We start from the raw sequence: 17,203 nt of genomic DNA, 5'->3' as shown, positions 1-17,203 counted from the left end.
AGGAGCGATCCATGAGCGCCACCGCCCGCAAGAAAGCCCCGAACGCCGAGGACATTCGCGCCCGAAAAGGCGGCGAACCTCTGGTCTCTTTGACCGCCTATACCACGCCAATGGCGCGCCTGATGGACGCCCATTGCGATTTCGTGCTGGTCGGTGACAGCGTCGGCATGGTGCTGCACGGGCTGGAATCCACGCTGGGGGTCACGATGGAGATGATGATCCTGCATGGTCAGGCCGTATCACGCGGCCTAAAAAGTGCGATGATGGTCATCGACATGCCTTTCGGAAGCTATGAGGAAGGCCCGGCACAAGCCTTTCGTAACGCCGCACGCCTGATGGCGCACACAAATGCAGGCGCGGTCAAACTGGAAGGCGGGGTGGAAATGGCTGAAACCATCCGCTTTCTGGTGAAACGAGGCATCCCGGTGATGGCTCATATCGGACTGACGCCGCAGTCGATCAACACGCTGGGCGGCTACAAGGTGCAGGGCCGTGACGATCAGGCTGAAGCCGTCATGGCAGACGCCCGCGCCGTAAACGAGGCTGGTGCGTTCTCGGTCGTTCTGGAGAAAGTGCCCCAAGGTCTGGCGAACCAGATCACCGAAGAGATTGCGATCCCGACCATCGGCATCGGTGCATCTGCGGGGTGTGACGGGCAGATTTTGGTCGTGGACGACATGGTTGGCTTTTTCACCGCCTTCAAACCCAAATTCGTCAAACGCTATGCCGAGCTGGGCCCGTTGGCGGAAGCAGCCATCGCAGAATACGCCGCCGAAGTGCGCGCGCGGACCTTCCCGGCGGACGAACATGTCTTTGCCGATCAGGCTCCGGCCAAAGGACAAAAGACATGACCGCACCGATTTTGCGCTCTCTGGCCGAGCTGCGTGCCAAAACCACCACATGGCACCGAAACGGTGAGGGGATCGGCGTGGTTCCGACCATGGGTGCGCTGCACGAGGGGCATTTGTCACTGGCGCAGGCTGCGAAACAGGGCTGCGACCGGGTGATCGTGACGATTTTTGTGAATCCCAAGCAGTTCAACAATCCCGAAGACTTGGCAAATTACCCCCGCACCGAACATGAAGACGCCCAAAAGCTGGCCCCGTATGGTGTGGATGCGATCTATGTACCGGACCCGCAGGAAATCTATCCGGAAGGTTTTTCGACGACGGTATCGGTTGCCGGTCTGACCGACGTGATGGAAGGCCCATTCCGCCCCGGACATTTCGAAGGCGTGGCCACGGTGGTCGCCAAGCTGTTCCTGCAAACACAGGCGGATCGAGCCTATTTCGGGGAAAAAGACTATCAACAGCTGCTGGTTGTCCGCCGGATGGCGCGCGATCTGAACATCCCAATCGAGGTGATCGGCTGCCCGACTGTCCGAGAACCTTCGGGCCTGGCGATGTCGTCGCGCAACCTTCTTCTTTCCCCCCAAGGGTTGAAGATCGCAGAGCAAATGAACGGCGTCATGCGTCAGGTGACGGACGATCTGGCCAAGGGAGCAGACTTTGCCATGCTGGCGCAGGAGGCCAAGGAAACCCTGCTGAAGGTCGGGTTCACCGAAGTCGAGTATATCGACCTGCGCTGTGCCGAGACGCTGGAAAGCCTGTCCAGCGCAAGTCAACCCGCCCGCCTGTTCGTCACGGCCTGGGCCGACGGCGTCCGCCTGATCGACAATATTCCTGTCAATCCGGCCTGATTTCTGCACTGGCCCCTTCGCCATTGTTTGCGCTAAAGTCCGGCAAAACGATACCGGGGGAGAGCGGAAATGACCCATATTCTGGCAATCGATCAAGGCACCACATCCTCGCGCGCCATTCTGTTTGACGCGCAGATGCGGCCTGTTGGCACCGCCCAGCAGGAGTTTCCTCAGCACTTTCCGCAGGAAGGCTGGGTTGAACACGACCCCGAGGATATCTGGTCAAGCGTTCTGCACGTGTGCCGCGAGGTGATGGAGACCACCGGTGTTTCAGCGGATCAGATTGCCGGTATCGGCATCACCAACCAGCGCGAAACGACGGTTGTCTGGGACAAACAGACCGGCAAGGCCATCCACAATGCCATCGTCTGGCAGGACCGACGCACTGCCGATATCTGCGCGCGCTACAAACAGGCCGGGTGCGAGGATGACGTCACAGCTCAGACCGGTCTGTTGCTGGATCCTTATTTCTCGGGCACCAAGGTCAAATGGCTGCTGGATACCGTTTCGGGCGCCCGCGAGCGCGCAGAAGCCGGAGACCTGCTGTTCGGCACGATCGACAGTTTCCTGATCTGGCGGCTGACCGAAGGCCGTGTTCATGCAACCGATGCCACCAACGCCGCCCGTACCCTTTTGTTTGACATCCACAAAGGCACATGGAGCGCCGAGATTTGTGACCTGCTGGATGTGCCCCTGAACCTTTTGCCCGAAGTGAAGGATTGCGCCGCGGAATTCGGAACCACCACTTTGTTCGGCGGCGACATTCCCATTCTGGGCGTTGCAGGCGACCAGCAAGCCGCCACCATCGGGCAGGCCTGTTTCCAGCCCGGTATGATGAAATCAACCTATGGCACGGGTTGCTTTGCGCTGCTGAACACCGGCGCGCAACCGGTTCAGTCGAATAACCGCCTGCTGACGACGATCGCGTATCAACTGGACGGCCGGCGAACTTATGCGCTGGAGGGATCGATCTTTATCGCGGGGGCCGCAGTGCAATGGCTGCGCGACGCGTTGCAGATCATCGACGCGGCGCCACAAAGCGGCGAACTGGCGGCTCAGGCCGATCCGAACCAGCATGTGGTGCTTGTGCCCGCCTTCACCGGCCTCGGCGCGCCTTATTGGAAACCTGACTGTCGCGGGGCGCTGTTTGGGCTGACGCGCAATTCCGGCCGGGCCGAGATTGCCCGCGCCACGCTGGAAAGCATCGCCTTCCAGACCCGCGACCTGTGGCATGCCATGCAAGGCGACTGGGGCGCCGATGCCGATGTCATCCTGCGCGTCGATGGCGGGATGGCCGCGTCCGACTGGACCATGCAAGGCCTGTCGAACTGTCTCGGCGCGCCTGTGGACCGCCCCGTCATGCAAGAGACGACCGCCCTTGGCGCCGCATGGCTGGCAGGCATGAAAGCCGGAATTTATCCCGATCAGGCCGGGTTTGCGGAAACATGGGCGCTGGATCGCCGGTTCGAGCCAACGCAGGAACAATCCGAACGCGATGCGGCCTATGACCGTTGGCAACTTGCGGTACAGGCTGCGATGGCGTTCTAGCTGTGGTCTTTCAACAAACGCTGTTTCTGCCGTGACCAATCGCGTTTGGCTTGGGTTTCGCGCTTGTCATGGGTTTTCTTACCCTTGGCGATGCCGATCTTAATCTTGGCCAACCCCTTGTGGTTGAAATACAAAACCAACGGCACCAGCGTCATGCCCTTGCGCTGGGTTGCATTCCACAAATCGGACATCTGTTTGCGGGACACCAGCAGCTTGCGACGGCGGCGTTCTTCGTGCTTGAACACCTTGGCCTGCTCGTATGGCGCGATATAGCTGTTGACCAGCCACAGCTCGCCGTCATCGACGGCGGCATAGCTTTCCGCGATGTTGGAGCCACCCGCGCGCAGGGATTTGACCTCGGATCCTTGCAGAACGATACCGCATTCGATGTCTTCCTCGATCGCATAATCGAAGCGGGCGCGCCGGTTTTCGGCGATCACTTTGTAATTCGGGTCTGTCTTCTGCTTGGCCATGACGGGTTGATTTAGGCGGCTTGCGCCGCCCTTGCAAGGCACGGATTTCCAGCCGGGGTCATGATTTGGCAGAAATGATCAGATCCGGGCCAAAAATCGTGTCCGCGTGGCTGTGGAGATATATCTTTAACCAGGGTGTAAACCGGTCCGGGTGGCGTTTCACTTCGGCCAACAGATCGTGATAGTCGATCCAACGGATATCCATGACTTCATCCGGGTTGGGCGCGATTTTCAGCGGGCCGCGGACATGGGCCAGAAAGACGTCGACAACCTCGTTTTCCACCATGCTGTTGCCCACATCGGCGTGATATTCCAGCCGGTGTCGGTATTCGGGATACAGACCTGTGATCCCAAGCTCCTCACGCAGGCGGCGCACGGCACAGGTGGACGAGCTTTCCTCCCAATCGGGATGCGTACAGCAGGTGTTCGCCCAAAGGCCGGGCGTGTGGTACTTGCCCAATGCGCGACGCTGCAGCAGGATCTCGGTCCCCCGTACGACAAAAACCGACACAGCCTTGTGCTTGAGCCCCTTTTCGTGAACTTCAAGCTTGTCTACAGGGGTCAACTCACCATCGACCCAAGCTGGGATCATGATACCCATCTGTCCTCTCCTGCTGCCAATCCGCCTGACGAGCCCTGATGTTGATTATAGCTGTTGCCGGACCGGCTTGGCTTTGCGGCGTTGCTTGGCAATCCGCCGTCTGACTTCAAAGTGCGGCTGTTCCACATTGTTATCAATCGCACCAAAGGCCGCAGGGGCTGCGGCCTTTGGTCCTTGTGCAGTGGTGCACAGTATCAGGTGTTATTCACCCGACACGCTTGCGATATAGGCATAGACGTCTTCACCGCCCTTTTTCAGCTTGAAGGTCATTTTCGATTTGGCGGATGTGTCATCCAGATAGGTTTTCAAAAATGCCTTGGGGTCCTGAGCATACTCGACAAAAGTAGTTTCGTCCCAGACCAGACCCTTCTCACCGGCGGCAACGATGCTGTCTCCGTATTTGAAACCCTCAACGGTACCGGCGGTGCGGCCCGCGATTCCATAGAGGTTGGGGCCGGTCTTGCCACCTTTGACGATCACTTCGCCTGCCGGGTCGGCGATCATGTGGCAGGACTTGCATTTGTTGAAGGTTTTCTTGCCCGCCTCAGCGTCGCCTTCAGCATAAGCAGGAAGGGCCAGAAGGCCCATGATTGCGGTAGCGAGGATACGATTCATAGCTTTTGCTCCGATAGAAATTGGCTGCACCGAATGGACCGTCGGCGCAAAAAAGAGTCAACGCGCAGATTGCCGCGCGCGCTTACTGTGCCACTGCGACAAATAGGATGTCCTTAACTTTTGTCATGTACATCGGACCAGCAAGGCAACAGATCGCCCACGGACGGAGTCGCCAGATACACGGCGCGCGCAATAGCTCGCGCGAGGCACAGCGAGGCCGCATGCCCGATGACACCTGGTTCGGTGTCGGTGGCGACACCCCGCGCGCCCGTGCTGACCCCGAATACCAGATCACCATCCCCCGGCGTGTGGGCGGGTACAATAGCACGGGCAATACCGTCATGGGCGGCAACGGCCAGTCTCTGACACTGCGGTTTGGTCAGGTCCGCATCTGTCGCAACGATGGCAATCGTGGTATTGGCCTTGTCCGGCCTCGCGGACTGCATCACCTGCGCTTTGCGACTGACCGTTGGTTGGCCCAGTCCGGCATTGGAATCAGGCCCTAATCCACCGAATTCGCCGTCCATTTCAAATGGGGCGGCCCAGAAATGCCTGTCACCCGGCGTGGTGACACTGCCCAGCGGATTGACTGCAACCAATGCGCCAACGGTAACACCGCTGTCCAGAACAACCGAGGCCGAACCCAACCCGCCTTTGTGCATCGCGGTCAAAGCCCCGGTTCCTGCACCTGCTGTTCCGAGTTCGAACCGGTCCGACGCGGACTCGAACGCCGCACGGCCCAATGCGCGATAGGGATTCTCGTGCCACGCCTTGTCGCCGCCATTCAGCAGATCGAACAGGATCGCCCCGGGCACGATCGGAACCACGGCGGAACCCACCTTAAACCCGCGGCCCAGGGCATGCAGCGCGTCCATGACGCCCGAACAGGCATCCAGCCCGAAGGCCGACCCGCCCGAAAGCACGATCGCATCCACCTGTTCAACGGTCTTGTCGGCGGCCAGCAAATCTGTCTCGCGCGTGCCGGGTGCGCCACCCATCACGTGCACCGAGGCTCGGAGTGGTTGCGCGCCGGTCAGGACGGTGACGCCTGATTTCAAAGGTGCGTTCTGTGCGTTGCCGACCTTCAGGCCGGGGACATCCGTGATCAGGTTTCTGGGGCCGGGGATCATGCAAACCTCGGTGGTCGAGCTGGAAAGCGCGCTGGCGCGCGCTGCCTCCGGTGGGGATATTTTTGGCCAGATGAAGAGCGGATCAGATGCATCGGCCTCCATCCACCTCGAGCGCGGCGCCGGTGATCATGCTGGCCTCGTCCGAACACAGGAAACAGGCGGCATTGGCCATATCTTCAGGGGTTGAAAAGCGGCCCAACGGGATGGTCGACAGGAATTTGGCACGGATTTCGGGCGTATCCTCGCCCATGAAGGATTTCAATAGCGGCGTTTCCCCGGCAACCGGGCAGATCGCATTCACCCGCACGCCGGACGGGGCGAGCTCGACCGCCATCGTTTTAGTTGCGGTGATCATCCAGCCCTTGGAGGCGTTGTACCAGTTCAGGTTTGGGCGCGGCGACAGGCCTGCGGTTGAAGCAACGTTCAGTACTGAACCCGCTCCGCGCGCCTTCATAGGTGGAACCAATGCACGCGCGGTCAGATAGACGGATTTCATGTTCACGTTGAAAACACGGTCGAAATCCGCTTCGCTGACCTCCTCCAGCGGCGTCGGCAGGTGGGTCACACCGGCATTGTTCACAAGGATGTCCAGATGGCCGAAGGTTGAGAAAGCCGCATCCGCCATCTTTTGAACCGAGGCGCCCTTGCCTACATCGACCTGCTGAGCAATCGCCTCGGACCCAAGCTGGGTTGCGAATTCATGCGCGGCATCGCCATTGATGTCAGCAATCATGACACGCGCACCTTCGGCGAGGAACTTCCTTACGATCCCCGCACCAAACCCGGATGCACCGCCAGTGACGATTGCGGTTTTCCCCTCCAGCCTCATGGCGTTACTCTCCTGCACCTTTTGCAGGCCAGACTATCAATGCCCGGACGAGATGCCAGATCAATCTTCGGACACCTTGCCGCGCAGCGCCTTGACGTCGCCCCGCGCCTTTTTCGCCGCAAGCCTGCGTTTGACCGAACCATAGGTGGGTTTCGTCGCGATGCGCCGCTTAGGTTTGACCAGCGCCTTGCCGATCAGCTCGGCCAGCCTTGTTCGCGCAATTTCCCTGTTGCGGGCTTGGGAACGTGTTTCTTCGCATTGAATGATGATCGCACCATCCTTGGTCCAGCGGCGCCCGGCCAGTCGTTTTAGCCGCGCCTTGACCGGATCGGGCAGCGAGGGTGAGCGCGCAGCTTCGAAGCGCAGTTCAACGGCGGTCGAGACCTTGTTCACGTTCTGCCCGCCAGGCCCGGAGGAACGCATGAAGCTCTCGGTCATTTCCCAGTCCTGCAGTGTGATATCGTCAGAGATGCGCAACATGGGCAAGACCATAGCTGGAGCGAGTAAAAACAGAAAGGGCCGCCCCGATGGGACGGCCCTTCGAAAGTTCAGGAGGTCGGGTCGGTTAGATCAATCGACCAGCCGGAGCGTACGCTCGGCCAAGGGCTGCCCTAGCAGGCGGTCCTCCCGGTTGTTCCGACACCTCTCTCCAATCTCTTTCTCGACACTGGATCACCTCCTTTTCTATCTGTTGCGGTTGAAAAGAAGCGTGACACAAGATGCGCCATTCTCAAAGCACTTTTTTACGCAGGCCGTGCAGCGGTCAGTCGCGCAACGATCACCTTGAACGGAATCAGCGCGATCAGAGCCAGCGACAGTTTCACCAACCAGTCGGCAAAGGCCAGCGTCACCCACAGCGGCGCCTCGGGGCCTGACAGCATGAAGGGCACGGGCTCCCACGCCCAATTGATGGCCGCATCTGCATCGGCACCAAAGAAGGTGACCGAGGCCGAAAAGGCGATAGTAAAGAAGATCGCGGTATCCAGCGCTGAACCTACCAGGGTCGAGACCAGCGGCGCACGCCACCATTGACCGCCGCGCATGGCGTTGAACACGGTGACGTCGGTCAGTTGCGCGATCAGGAACGCGGTGCCCGAAGCGACGGCGATGCGCAGCGGCACGGCGGCATAGGTAAACCCGTCGCCCTGAAGCATGATCTGGCTGCCGATCAGCGAGCAGATCACCCCGGTGACGAAGCCCGCGAAAACAACCTTGCGGGCCGGGCCCACACCGTAGACGCGGTTCATAATATCAGTGACCAGAAAGGCCAGCGGATAGGTGAAGGCACCCCAGGTCAACAGGCCGTCAAAGATCAGGAACTGGACCAGGATGTTCGAGGCCACGACGATGGCGGCCATGGCAAGAATGCCGGGAATATAGTTGCGTTGCATTTTGTGATGCCCGTTTTGACAAGGTAGCGGCGACTTGGCCAAGGGACCGTCCCAAGGCAGGCTGTGCGTTTAGACCTTCATCTGCCGTGTGTCAATCGGGCAGCAGATACTCGACCAACTCGGTCCGTTGCAGTGCCAGAAAGTTGTCATCCGAGATCATCGTGGCCCGCAAACGTCCCCGATCATCCCGCCAGATCGACAAGCCTTCGAGGTTGTCATGCGCGCCGGTTCCGGTTTCGAACAGGGTTTCCTCGGCGTTTGGCACGTCGCCTGTCAGATCCCATCGCCGCAGGCGCGAGCGAAATCCGATTGCCGTGAGGTTTCGCTCCAACACGTAGAACCGCCCATCAGGACCGAAATCAGCGGCAACCGGTTTGAACCAACCACGCTGGGGCAGAACAAATGGGGTCGACCAGGTTTGGCCATTCCAGCGATAGACGGGAATATCTCCGTCCGGGGTGCGGTTCGTTTCCGGCAGCGTATACAGCCGTCCGCGCCTGTCGATGGCCAGACCTTCAAAGGACCCGTTGTCGGCGAGATGCTGAAATGCCTGCGGGCGTGGCAATACACGCGCCTTCGTGCCCGCTGCGGGGTAATGGGCGACGCGGTGCACCCCTTCAAATGAGATATAGAACCCACCGTCAGGAGCCGCCGCAATCCCTTCGGAATCGCCAACGCCGCCGGACATGAGATGCCCATTGCTGGACAGAACCGGCCATTGCCCCAGAATGCGAATGCCGGTGATCTCGCCATCAAGACGTTCAATGCGCGCAATCACCAACCGTGCCCGGTCGCTCAGCGCCATCATTTGCTGCCCATTGTCCGAAATGTGCAGCGCCGAGAATCCACCGAACCAATCCGCCTTGTCACGCCATGTAAAACTGCTTTGATGTGTGGCGGTCTTTACATCCACTCCAGGGGCCGCCGTGGCCAGAAACAGTGCCGCACCTACTTGGATTGCAAGACTGAGGCGCATTGCTTCGGCAAATCGGCCAGCACATATTCCCGGCGTTTCTTGGGCGGCGGCGCGTTTGGATCGGGCGGCGGCGGGTTCAGAATGTTACGCACCCATTGTTGCGCCTCGGCACAGCCATCGCCCTTGGGTGGTGCATCCTGGTTGACGCATCCCTTTGATCCTCTTGGGCATTTCAGGCGTACGTGAAAGTGGTAGTGATGCCCCCACCAGGGCCTGATCTTGCGCAGGTAGGCCCGGTTGCCTTTTTCATCGTTGCACATCTGAACCTTAGCCCCGGGGAACACGAAGATACGTGCCACGCGCTTGTCCTTGGCGGCTTCGCGCAGTACCGCGTGGTGCTGTTTGGTCCAGTTGCTGTTGACGTAGGCGCCGTTCGAGCGGCGCAGCGATATGGACGAAATATTCTCGCGCGCCTTGCGCGACAGGCGCATGTTGTCACCCGGAAGCATCCAGATATCGATATCCAGCCCCAGCTGGTGCGAGCGGTGGCCCGAAGTCATTGGCCCACCCCGCGGCTGGCTGATATCCCCAATATAGAGACCGTTCCAACCCGGCTGTTTCGCCGCAAACCGGCTGAGGTCCTGCACGTAATCGATCGCTTCGGGATGCCCCCAGTTGCGATTTCGCGACAGTCGCATAGCCTGCCACGTGGGCCCGGTCTCGGGCAATTGAACCGATCCGGCCGCACATCCGCGCGAATAACTGCCGAAAGCAGCCGATTTTTGTTGCGAGCTTACCTTCTGTGCCCCGAACAACTGCTTTGCCAAGGGCTGCGCTGATGCCGTATTCGCCAGCGCGGTTATTACCAGTAGTGCCAAAAAACGTAGTAAAATCATCTGCTCTGATCCCCTTCAGGTCTGACCCAGCGCATCAGGAATAGACCCAGAATAAACAACAGAATGATCGGTGACACCCCCAGACGCGCACTGCCGGTTGCGGTTGTTGCAATCCCGATCAACAACGGGGCCGCAAAAGCGGTCGCGCGCCCCGACAGACCATAAAGACCAAAGCTTTCGACCGGGGTTTCGGGGTCGGTGTGGCGCACCATCATCGAACGGCTGGCCGATTGCAGAATGCCTCCCATGCCACCGATCAGCACACCACAGCCAAAGAAGACCATGTCTGGCAGGTTGGATCCGTCAGGCAGGCCGATGCCGTAGATCTGCGTCCGGTCCATCGACACCACTGTGACGCAGACAAAAATCAATACCCAGATCGCCACCAATATCACTGGTTTCGGGCCGTATTTCTTGTCTGCCTTCCCCCCGATCCACGCAAAAACGGCCGAGGCGAGAACGCTGACGATCCCGAACACTCCGATCTTGATCAGATCCCATTCCAACACCAGCCGCGCGTAGACACCACCAAAACTGTACAGCCCGTTCAGAGCGTCGCGATAGAACATGGACGAACCGAGATAACTGGCCAGACTGACGCGATAGCGCAAGTTAGACACTGATTTCGACAACAGGCGCAGCGCCTCACCCACGCTTCCCTTCCTGTCCGTCGCCGCATCGTCGCGGACCCACAGGAAGTATGGCACCATGAACAGAATGAACCAGATTGCCGTAAATGGGCCGACAAAACGCGTGCCTTCCCGGGTGGCGGCATCCAGACCAAAGGCGGGCGTCATCCCGATCAGGGTTTTGCCGTTTGGCTGTTCCACAAACAGCGCCAGCATGATCGCCAGCGAAATCAGCCCTCCAAAATAGCCAAAGGCAAAGCCCGAGCCCGAGATCTCGCCCACTTCGCTGTCATCACCCAGATCGGGTAGCTGCGAGTTGATGAAGATCAGCGCATATTCCGCACCTACGAAGCCGAAACCAAAAGCCGACAGCATCAGCCACATGTTCGAGCCATCGGGCATCGTATACCAAAGCGCCGCGGACCCGACCGCATACATGACCGAAAAGGCAAATATCCACGGGATGCGCCGCCCCGAGACATCCGCCATCGCCCCCAGAAGCGGCGCACCAAAAGCGATGATCAGCCCGGTGATCGTCAGACAGTTCGCCCAAACAGTCTGTGCGCGCGCCGCAGCCGCCTGCGCATCCAGCCCTTCAGTGGTGAAATACCCGGCGGCGACGCCCGCGAAGTAAGGGCCAAAGACAAAGGTGACCAGAAGGGTGTGAAAGGGCTGGCTGGCCCAGTCAAAGAACCACCAGCCCCAAATGCGCCTGCGCTTGGAAATCTCTGCCATCTCTGCCCCTGTTTATCGTTGCGATTATATGACTGGGCTTTCATTCAAATCGCAAGCGTTGAGTGCCAGACACTTGCTCTTTGTCGCCATGGTGCTTAGGTCTCGGCCAACAAGAATACGGAGAACCCATGCTGTCGCTGATCCAAATCCTGCTGCTGATCCTGGACATTGTCTGGTTCATCATCCTGGCCCATGTGATCATGAGCTGGCTGATCAACTTTCAGGTGCTGAACTTGCACCAACAGCTGGTCGCGCAAATCTGGTACGGGCTGAACCGCCTGTTAGAACCTATTTATGGCCTGATCCGGCGCATCCTGCCCAATATGGGCGGTCTGGACCTGACGCCGCTGGTGGTGCTGATCGGGGTTTATGCGCTGCGGATCATCCTGATCAACAACGCGGTCTATTTCTACTGACCTCTTGTTCCCCGATTCCGACTGTGTGATTGTCCTTTCAAGAGCAGTCAAATCTTGAAACAGGGCACCCCCGCACATGTTCGACGCCGCGCCTCTGCTGCGAGATGTCTTTGGATTCGATGAATTCCGCCCCGGGCAGGAAGAGATCGTCGATGCCGTAACCGCCGGCCAGAACGTGCTGGCGATCATGCCCACGGGCGGCGGCAAATCCCTGTGTTATCAACTGCCTGCCCTGCTGCGCGACGGGGTCACGGTGGTGATCTCGCCGCTGATCGCCCTGATGCGCGATCAGGTGCGGGGGCTGCAAGAAGCCGGGGTCGAGGCCGGCGCGCTGACCTCGGGCAACACGCCCGAGGAAACCGATGCCGTGTGGGAAGCGCTTGAGGCCGGGCGGCTGAAACTGCTTTACATGGCGCCCGAACGGCTGGCGGCAGGCTCGGCACTGGGCATGTTGCGGCGGATCAATGTCAGCCTGATCGCGGTGGACGAGGCCCATTGCGTCAGCCAGTGGGGCCATGATTTCCGGCCTGATTATTTACGGATCGGAGAGTTGCGGCACGCCCTGAACGTGCCTCTGGCCGCCTTCACCGCGACCGCCGACGCCGAAACACAGGACGAGATCGTCGAGAAACTGTTCGACGGCACGCCTCCGCGCAAGTTCCTGCGCGGCTTCGACCGCCCGAACATCCACCTGGCCTTTGCCGCCAAGGACAGCCCGCGCAAGCAGATCCTGGATTTCGCCGATGCGCGCCGGGGCCAGTCGGGCATCGTCTATTGCGGCACCCGCAACAAGACCGAAGTGCTGGCGCAGGCGCTGCGCGAACAGGGCCACAGCGCCTGCCACTATCACGGCGGGATGGAGGCCGAGGACCGCCGCATCGTCGAAACCCGCTTCGCGCGCGAGGACGGGCTGATCGTGGTTGCCACCGTGGCTTTTGGCATGGGCATCGACAAGCCCGACATTCGTTGGGTCGCCCATGCGGACCTGCCGAAATCCATCGAGGCCTATTACCAGGAGATCGGCCGCGCCGGGCGCGACGGCGGGCCGGCCGAGACCCTGACTCTGTTCGGCCCCGACGATATACGTTTGCGGCGGTCCCAGATTGACGAGGGGCTGGCGCCACCCGAACGCCGCATGGCGGATCATGCGCGGTTGAACGCGCTGCTGGGGTTGGCCGAGGCACTGGAATGCCGCCGCCAGACCCTGCTGGGCTATTTCGGGGAACAGGCCGCATCCTGTGGCAAATGCGACCTGTGCGATACACCGCCCGAAGTATTTGATGGAACAACACCCGTCCGAATGGCCTTGTCCGCGATTCTTCGCACCGAGGAATGGTTTGGCAGCGGTCATCTGATCGACATCCTTCTGGGGAACGAGACCGACAAGATCCGCGCCCGTCGTCATGATGGTCTGTCCACCTGGGGCATCGGCAAGGACTGGTCGCGCGCGCAATGGCAGGCAATATTCCGCCAGATGATGGGGCACGATCTGGTGCGCCCCGACCCCGAACGCCACGGGGCCTTGCGGATGACCGAGGCCGCCAAACCAATTCTCAAGGGCGAGGCAAAGATCAACCTGCGCAAGGACGCCCTACGCAAGGCAACCCGTCGCCCCGCCGTGAAAGCCATGGTGTCCGATGAAGATGCGCCCTTGCTGTCGGCTCTCAAGGCCAAGAGACGCGCATTGGCAGAATCCGCCCGGGTCCCGGCTTATGTCATTTTTCCGGATCGTACCCTGATCGAAATGGCGGAAAAACGCCCCATGACGCTGGACGAAATGGCCCGGATCGGCGGCGTCGGCGCCAAGAAGCTGGAACGGTATGGCGACACCTTCCTTGAAGTGATAGCGGGCGAGGCCCAGGCGTTGCACCCGGCGCGGCGCAAGCTGGCCGGTCGCGATCAGGGCGACATCTATGACCGTTTGCTGGAAGTACAGTCCCAATTGTCCCGCGGTCCCGAGGGGATAGACAAGCCTCTGACCTGCTCGGCCTCGCAACTGGCAAAGGTGGCACAGATGCGCCCGGATGACCTGCGCGGGCTTGAACAGGTGCTGGGCGACCGGCGTCACGAAAGGTTCGGCACCGCCTTTCTGGACGTGCTGCGTGAGGCGGGCTAGATACGCCGGGACAGGTAAGGAAAGAGGGCAGGTATGCTGGTAGTGATTTCCCCGGCCAAGCGGCTGGACTGGACAGAGCGGGATGTTGAAGTCACACAGCCCGATTTTCAGGATGATGCGATCAGACTGTCCAAAACCGCGCGCAATCTGACCCTTGGCGATCTGAAAAAGCTTATGGGTCTGAGCGATGATCTGGCGCGCCTGAACCGCGATCGCTATCGTGCTTTTTCCGAAATGCCAGACGCCGATGCAACGCGCCCGGCCGCGCTGGCCTTTGCTGGGGACACCTATCAGGGTCTGGAAGCAGCTTCGCTCGATCCTGACGAACTGGCATGGGCACAGGATCATCTGCGCATCCTCTCAGGTCTCTATGGTGTCTTGCGGCCACTGGATGCGATACAGCCCTACAGGCTGGAGATGGGCAGCAAGCTGAAAACACGGCGCGGCAAGACCCTGTATGAGTATTGGCGCGACCAGCTGAGCAAAGCTCTGAACACACAAGGCAACATGATCGGCAGCGACGTTCTGATCAACTGCGCCAGTCAGGAGTATTTCGGCGCCGTGGACCCGAACGCTCTGAAATTGCGCGTCATCTCGCCGGTGTTCATGGAAGACAAGAACGGCACTCCGAAGATCGTGAGTTTCTTTGCCAAAAAGGCGCGTGGTGCAATGGCGCGATATGTCATTCAGCACCGCCTGACCGACCCCGATGCCCTGCTGGATTTCGATGCGGGCGGTTACGCATATCGTGCTGACCTATCGGAAAAGGATAAACCTGTCTTTGTTCGACCTTATTCGTCCTGAGACCCTGACAACCTGATCGATATTTCCTTCCACGGTTCTGGGCCGTGGATCCGAGCGAGGGTCCAGCCCCTCGCGCTCCCCGGGATATTTTCAGCCAGATGAAGTGGGATCCTGTTCGCGGTCACACATGGGTGCATGTTTCTGGGCGAGGTGATTGTCCATGACTTCGCTTACGCCATCCGGTTGGTGTTGCAGGATCATTTGATGAATATGATTTTTGCGCAGCGGTTTCGTCATGTAGTGATCCAACCCTGCGGACAGGATGCCCTGATCGTCACCGGCCATTGCATGAGCAGTTAAGGCGACAATCGGGACATGACGCCCTGTTTCGACCTCGAGCCTGCGGATTTCAGCAGTGGCCTGTTTGCCGTCCATTTTTGGCATCGATATGTCCATGAAGATCAAGTCCGGGTCAAATTCCTGAAACATCTCGACGGCTTCTATTCCATTGGACGCAAATCGCAGGTCTATATGCAGGTCTTTGACCATCTTTTTCAGGATCAGCTGGTTGGTAAGATTGTCCTCGGCCGCAAGTACCTTCATGCGCCTTGTTTCCGGGACATTGGTTTCTTTGTTGTCAGAGGCGGATTTTCGCTGCGTTGAACGACGTTCTGGCGGCGGGGTGTCCTTGAGAGCCACGAGTCTGGAATACAACTCGGCCCTGGGGATCGGCTTCTGCAACACACCGTCGATCAGTTCGCGGGCTGGGTGCGTGTGGATCAGAGATGGATTTGCAGACATCACGATGACCGAGGCGTCGCCCCACCCACGGTCTTTGAGGGTGACGGCAAGATCCAAGCCATCCATATCCGGCAGATCATGATCGCACAGGACAAGTTCAATCGCGCCATGCATTTCTGCCAGCGCCTCGGCCCCTGACGCGCAAACCGTCACTTTGGCCCCCAAACGGCCAAGTTGTTTCGCCAAAATGGCCCGGTTTACGGCCAGATCCTCGACCACCATGACATGATTCACACAATCCGCCAGTTTCGGAGGCTCGGGCTGTGGGCCTTCTGCCGTGGGCAGCGACACCCTGAACCCGAAACAGGATCCCCAACCCGGTTCGCTTTCGACCCAGACTGAACCGCCCATCATGGTGATCAGGCGCCTGGTGATCGCAAGACCCAACCCGGTGCCTTCAAATTGGCGATTGCGTTCATCTTCGACCTGATTGAACTCACCAAAAACGTGGTTGATCTTTTCTGCATCGATACCGATGCCGGTATCTTCGATGGCAACATGGATGTCGCATGTCTGAGCCTGGGCATGCGGAACGCCTGTCACACGGATCAGGACATGACCTTCCGTGGTGAATTTGACTGCGTTGCCGACCAAATTGGTCAGAACCTGCCGTATTCGGCCCGGATCGCCCACAAAAAGGGTGGGCAGGAACAGGTCGTAATCCACAAGCAACGTGAGCCCCTTGTCACGCACGCTTGGCTGCAACAGCATCGCGACTTCAAGAATGCAGCGCTCCAGATCGAAGGGTTCAGGGTGCAGAACCAGCTTGTCCGCCTCGATTTTGGAGTAATCAAGCACGTCGTTGATGATAACCAACAATGCCTCACCCGAATTGCGGATCGTGTTGACATAGAGCCGCTGTTCTTCGTCCAGCGGAGATTCATCAAGCAGTTCGGCCATACCCACGATACCATTCATCGGCGTGCGGATTTCGTGGCTCATATTGGCGAGAAAGGCTGATTTGGCCCTGTTGGCCGCTTCCGCCCGTTCGCGGGCAACCTTCAGTTCTGTTTCGTGCCGGACCGACGCGGTGATGTTGAGCGCCAGGCTGACCACGTCACCACCGCTGCCACGCTGATCAATCAGGCGAATGTAGTGACCGTTCCACAGCTGCATGACGATCGGAGTTGGATTGGCCCGATTCCAGCGTGCCTGCATTCTGGCCTGCCATTCCTCGGCAGTTTCGTCACCGGTATCGACAATTCCTTCGGTGGTCAGCAATTGCAGAATGCGCTGGTAGGAAATCCCTGGCGCCACCTCATCCAGCCCTTCAAACACGCTGAGATATGCAGCGTTTGCGCTGATGAGCCTGCTGTCGCCGTCAAAGAATGCAAACCCGTCCTGAATGGTCTGGATCGAATGCCAAAGGCGGCGTTCGGCAATCTCGATCTTGGCATGAGCGACAGAGAGATCGGATTTGACCTTTTCGTTTTCCCCACGAACAGTTTCGACTTCGGCCTGAGTTTCACCAATGCGCCTGGTCAGCGCCATGGCGTGTTGGCCCAGTTTGCGATTGGCGGCCGAAAGCTCGGCCTGTTTCAAGGCAAGCATTCGTTCGGCTGCCAGACGCGCACGCCGTTCCTGTGCCAGTTTGTTTGCAAGACTCATTTTGATCGGTTCCGGGACGTTCGGATTTCAGCATCGCGACAGAGAATGAAAAACTG

At 59.3% G+C, this 17,203-nt stretch carries 17 protein-coding genes; 6 read left to right on the top strand and 11 right to left on the bottom strand.

Going from position 1 to position 17,203, the window contains the following annotated elements:
* The first annotated feature begins 11 nt into the window (after window positions 1-11).
* The 3 genes from panB (at window position 12) to glpK (ending at window position 3,247) form a co-directional block, all read left to right on the top strand.
* On the top strand, window positions 12-851 hold the full coding sequence (panB, locus tag I9184_RS16415; protein ID WP_171637391.1) for a 3-methyl-2-oxobutanoate hydroxymethyltransferase: 840 nt from the start codon (window positions 12-14) through the stop codon (window positions 849-851).
* Window positions 848-1,699 (top strand): pantoate--beta-alanine ligase, encoded by an 852-nt coding sequence (panC, locus tag I9184_RS16410; RefSeq protein ID WP_209835184.1) that lies wholly within the window; start codon window positions 848-850, stop codon window positions 1,697-1,699. The genes panB and panC overlap by 4 nt, the downstream gene beginning before the upstream one ends.
* 69 nt (window positions 1,700-1,768) lie before the next feature.
* Entirely contained in the window at window positions 1,769-3,247 is a 1,479-nt protein-coding gene (gene glpK, locus I9184_RS16405; RefSeq protein WP_209835183.1) for a glycerol kinase GlpK, read from the top strand.
* Here the strand turns inward: glpK and smpB are convergent.
* The 10 genes from smpB to I9184_RS16355 form a co-directional block, all read right to left on the bottom strand.
* Window positions 3,244-3,720 (bottom strand): SsrA-binding protein SmpB, encoded by a 477-nt coding sequence (gene smpB / locus I9184_RS16400; RefSeq protein WP_209835182.1) that lies wholly within the window; start codon window positions 3,718-3,720, stop codon window positions 3,244-3,246. The genes glpK and smpB overlap by 4 nt on opposite strands.
* Window positions 3,721-3,778: 58 nt before the next feature.
* Window positions 3,779-4,321, bottom strand: coding sequence for an isopentenyl-diphosphate Delta-isomerase (gene idi, locus I9184_RS16395; protein WP_209835181.1), 543 nt, complete (start codon window positions 4,319-4,321; stop codon window positions 3,779-3,781).
* 201 nt (window positions 4,322-4,522) lie between these two features.
* Window positions 4,523-4,936, bottom strand: a complete 414-nt coding sequence (locus I9184_RS16390; protein WP_209835180.1) for a cytochrome C — start codon at window positions 4,934-4,936, stop codon at window positions 4,523-4,525.
* Between the two features lie 113 nt (window positions 4,937-5,049).
* Complete coding sequence (locus tag I9184_RS16385; protein WP_171724720.1) at window positions 5,050-6,066, bottom strand: P1 family peptidase; 1,017 nt, start codon at window positions 6,064-6,066, stop codon at window positions 5,050-5,052.
* An 82-nt stretch (window positions 6,067-6,148) separates the two neighbouring features.
* A complete protein-coding gene (locus I9184_RS16380) occupies window positions 6,149-6,895 on the bottom strand; it encodes an SDR family oxidoreductase (RefSeq protein ID WP_171637403.1) in 747 nt (248 codons plus the stop codon).
* A 60-nt stretch (window positions 6,896-6,955) separates the two neighbouring features.
* Window positions 6,956-7,375, bottom strand: a complete 420-nt coding sequence (gene arfB, locus I9184_RS16375) for an alternative ribosome rescue aminoacyl-tRNA hydrolase ArfB (RefSeq protein WP_171229972.1) — start codon at window positions 7,373-7,375, stop codon at window positions 6,956-6,958.
* Between the two features lie 263 nt (window positions 7,376-7,638).
* Window positions 7,639-8,286 carry a queuosine precursor transporter gene (locus I9184_RS16370; RefSeq protein WP_171637404.1) on the bottom strand — a complete coding sequence of 216 codons (648 nt, stop codon included), beginning with the start codon at window positions 8,284-8,286 and terminating at the stop codon, window positions 7,639-7,641.
* 91 nt (window positions 8,287-8,377) lie between these two features.
* Complete coding sequence (locus I9184_RS16365; protein WP_348539541.1) at window positions 8,378-9,199, bottom strand: esterase-like activity of phytase family protein; 822 nt, start codon at window positions 9,197-9,199, stop codon at window positions 8,378-8,380.
* Between the two features lie 35 nt (window positions 9,200-9,234).
* Window positions 9,235-10,098, bottom strand: coding sequence for a penicillin-insensitive murein endopeptidase (mepA, locus tag I9184_RS16360; RefSeq protein ID WP_171637407.1), 864 nt, complete (start codon window positions 10,096-10,098; stop codon window positions 9,235-9,237).
* Window positions 10,095-11,462, bottom strand: coding sequence for an MFS transporter (locus tag I9184_RS16355; protein WP_209835178.1), 1,368 nt, complete (start codon window positions 11,460-11,462; stop codon window positions 10,095-10,097). Before I9184_RS16355 ends, mepA begins: the two co-directional genes overlap by 4 nt.
* A gap of 128 nt (window positions 11,463-11,590) precedes the next feature.
* Here I9184_RS16355 and I9184_RS16350 point away from each other — a divergent pair, with 128 nt between their 5' ends.
* From I9184_RS16350 to yaaA, 3 genes are all read left to right on the top strand, one after another.
* The gene (locus tag I9184_RS16350) at window positions 11,591-11,878 is read left to right on the top strand and encodes a YggT family protein (protein ID WP_209835177.1); all 288 of its coding nucleotides are present in this window, start codon (window positions 11,591-11,593) and stop codon (window positions 11,876-11,878) included.
* Window positions 11,879-11,954: 76 nt separating this feature from the next.
* Window positions 11,955-13,994: a DNA helicase RecQ gene (gene recQ, locus I9184_RS16345; RefSeq protein WP_209835176.1), complete on the top strand. Its 2,040-nt coding sequence runs from the start codon at window positions 11,955-11,957 to the stop codon at window positions 13,992-13,994.
* 33 nt (window positions 13,995-14,027) lie between these two features.
* Window positions 14,028-14,798 (top strand): peroxide stress protein YaaA, encoded by a 771-nt coding sequence (yaaA, locus tag I9184_RS16340; RefSeq protein WP_209835175.1) that lies wholly within the window; start codon window positions 14,028-14,030, stop codon window positions 14,796-14,798.
* A 90-nt stretch (window positions 14,799-14,888) separates the two neighbouring features.
* Here the strand turns inward: yaaA and I9184_RS16335 are convergent, their stop codons facing one another.
* Window positions 14,889-17,147 carry a response regulator gene (locus I9184_RS16335; protein WP_209835174.1) on the bottom strand — a complete coding sequence of 753 codons (2,259 nt, stop codon included), beginning with the start codon at window positions 17,145-17,147 and terminating at the stop codon, window positions 14,889-14,891.
* Window positions 17,148-17,203: the final 56 nt, after the last annotated feature.

Origin of the sequence: Ruegeria sp. HKCCE3926 (assembly GCF_017872515.1) — a bacterium.
Classification (GTDB): Bacteria; Pseudomonadota; Alphaproteobacteria; order Rhodobacterales; family Rhodobacteraceae; genus Ruegeria.
This window is presented reverse-complemented; position numbering and strand designations above follow the sequence as displayed.